Source organism: Pseudomonas sp. K5002, assembly GCF_013386655.1.
Taxonomy (GTDB): Bacteria; Pseudomonadota; Gammaproteobacteria; order Pseudomonadales; family Pseudomonadaceae; genus Aquipseudomonas.
In genome coordinates this window covers 1-377 of sequence record NZ_JACARK010001608.1, presented here as the reverse complement: position 1 = coordinate 377, position 377 = coordinate 1, and the positions used below count along the sequence as shown (strand labels likewise).

Annotated in this window: 1 protein-coding gene; it reads right to left on the bottom strand. The window is 66.0% G+C overall.

The features are described from left to right. Positions 1–377: HlyD family secretion protein (locus HX846_RS38235; RefSeq protein ID WP_256740521.1), on the bottom strand; the 377-nt coding region annotated here is incomplete at both ends.

Below are 377 nucleotides of genomic sequence, written 5' to 3'. Positions count from 1 at the left end.
CACCCAGCTGAACGCCGGGTTGACGTTCGGTAGCAGGTTGGAGCCGCTGGTGCGGTCACGGTCTTCGATACCGGCGACGATGCTCTGCACATGCCCGCGCAGGCGAGCGTTGTCGCCGATCACGCGGATGTCGACGCTCTGGCCGACGTGAATGCCGTCGAGCTTGGTCTCTTCAAAGTAGCCGTCGATGTGGAAGGAGTTGCTGTCCACCACCGACAACACCGGGCGCCCGGCGGTCACGAACTCCTGGTTACGCGGCGCACGGTCGTTGATGTAGCCGTCCACCGGGCTGCGGATCACCGAGCGGTCCAGGTTGAGTTGCGCGGCATCCACCGCCACTTGCGACTCGGCCAGGGCCGATTGGGCACGGGCGACGC